Origin of the sequence: Streptomyces sp. WELS2, from assembly GCF_013870595.1 — a bacterium.
In the GTDB taxonomy this organism is placed as follows: Bacteria; Actinomycetota; Actinomycetes; order Streptomycetales; family Streptomycetaceae; genus Streptomyces.
Map to the genome: position 1 here is coordinate 1 of NZ_JACBWZ010001064.1, position 1860 is coordinate 1860.

The following is a 1860-nucleotide window of genomic DNA, read 5'->3' on the forward strand; positions in this document are numbered from 1 at the left end:
GGCGGTGTGGACCGGCCGGGTGTGTCGGAGGTGTTCTCGGACCGGTTTCCGAAGACGGGGTTGCCGATCCCCACCACGTCCACGGTGTTGCCGCTGACGTTCACCGGCAGGTCGACCGGGAGCTGGATCCCGTTGCCCGAGACCACTCCGGGCGAGCCCTGCTCCTTGCCGACGGCCGTGGCCCCGCCCGACGTCGCGGCGCCCTCCTTGCCCCCGGTCCGGTCACCCTTGTTGGCGCAGCGGTTGCCCATGGCGGGGTTGAGCAGCCCCACCACGTCCACGGTGTTCCCGCACACGTTCACCGGAACGTCGATGGGCAACTGGATGCCGTTGCCGGAGATCAGCCCGGGCGAACCGCCCGCGTACCCGCCCGCGGCGGAGTCCGCGTGCGCCGGCCCGGCCACTGCCATCGCGCCCGAGGCGGCGGCGACGGCGATGACACTGTTTCGGGTAACCCGTTTCATCGGTTCCCTGTCCTTCCAGATACGGTCGCGGGCGCTTGCCCGCACCCGGTGAAACGCGGTTCAAAGCGCGCAAGTTATGGCTTATCAATCTTTCGCCGGGTACCAGAGACGAACCGCGCGCGCCCGGCGGGCGTCCCCGGCCCGTCGGAAGCCGGCCGTGGCCCGTCGAAAGTCGGCCGTTCCGGCGGGCCGCGCAGATGGCCGAGCCCGCGGCAGCGGTGGCGTCCGGGAACTGATAGCTGTCGTGGGGGCACCTCAGCCGGAGCCGATCCACCCGAATCGACCGAGACGAGGAGCGATGGCAACGACCGTACGCGACACCAGGAGCGACACCGCGCCCGCCGGCCTGCGCCTGCCCGGCATCCTGCTGGGCGTGGGCCTCGGCGGATTCGTCGACGGGATCCTGCTGCACCAGCTCCTTCAGTGGCACCACATGCTGACCAGCACCGACCACGACCGCATCGGGGTGAAGTACTACGACCCGAAGAGCGTCTCCGGGCTGGAGATGAACACCGTGTGGGACGGCGTCTTCCACACCGTGTGCTGGCTGGCCGTCCTGTCCGGGCTCGCCGTGCTGTACGCCCGGGTGACCACCGGCCGGCGGCGGGTGTGGGCCTCGCGGGTGCTGTGGGGCTGGATCCTGGTCGGCTGGGGCCTGTTCAACCTGGTGGAGGGCCTGCTGGACCACCAGATCCTGGGCATCCACCATGTGCGCGGCGGATCGCACCAGGTGTGGTGGGACGTGGCCTTCCTGGTCCTGGGGGCGCTGCTGGTGGCCGGCGGGCTGCTGCTCCAGCGGGGCGGCCGGTCCTACGACCCGGCGGCTCCCGGCACCGTCCGTGCGGGACGCCTCGCCTGATGGGCCACCACCACACCTCCCATCCGGCGGGCGGTTTCGCGCCGGAAGTCGTCCTGCCGGTCCTGGCCCTGCTGGTGTGCGCGGGCGGCTGTCTGCTGCTGGTCCGCCGGGCGCGCCGGCGCAATCCGGCGCGGTCCTGGAGCCCTTGGCGGACCGCCGCGTTCTGCGCCGGCGTGGTCCTGACGGCGGTGGCGCTGCTGCCGCCGGTCGCGCCCTTCGCGCACCGGGACTTCCGCGGTCACATGGTCCAGCACCTGCTCATCGGGATGTACGCCCCGCTCGGGCTGGTGCTCGGTGCCCCGGTCACCCTGGTGCTGCGCGCCGTCTCCGCGCCCCGCGCGCGCCTGCTGACCGCGGTGCTGCACAGCGCCCCGGCGCGCCTGCTGACCCGTCCGCCGGTGGCCGTGCTGCTGTCGGCCGGCAGTCTGCCGGTGCTGTACTTCACCCCGCTGTACGACACCGCCATGGCCCACCCGGCCGGGCACTGGCTGGTGCACGCGCACTTCCTGCTGTCGGGGTGCCTGTTCGCGCACGCCG

3 protein-coding genes are annotated in these 1860 nt (G+C 72.5%); 2 read left to right on the forward strand and 1 reads right to left on the reverse strand.

Translation table 11 applies throughout. The features are described from left to right. A partial coding sequence (locus H5J33_RS33605) for a chaplin (protein WP_181798465.1) occupies positions 1-464 on the reverse strand: 464 nt, incomplete at its 3' end. A gap of 298 nt (positions 465-762) precedes the next feature. Between H5J33_RS33605 and H5J33_RS33610 the strand changes: the two genes are divergently transcribed. Together H5J33_RS33610 and H5J33_RS33615 are read left to right on the forward strand one after the other, a co-directional pair. Beyond that, the gene (locus tag H5J33_RS33610; protein WP_181798466.1) at positions 763-1323 is read left to right on the forward strand and encodes a DUF2243 domain-containing protein; all 561 of its coding nucleotides are present in this window, start codon (positions 763-765) and stop codon (positions 1321-1323) included. Beyond that, positions 1323-1860: cytochrome c oxidase assembly protein (locus H5J33_RS33615; RefSeq protein WP_181798467.1), on the forward strand; the 538-nt coding region annotated here is incomplete at its 3' end. The genes H5J33_RS33610 and H5J33_RS33615, both read left to right, overlap by 1 nt.

What these genes read in the sequence shown, in the direction of transcription:
- H5J33_RS33610 (WP_181798466.1), top strand. Translation starts at nt 763, where the DNA reads ATGGCAACGACCGTACGCGACACCAGGAGCGACACCGCGCCCGCCGGC.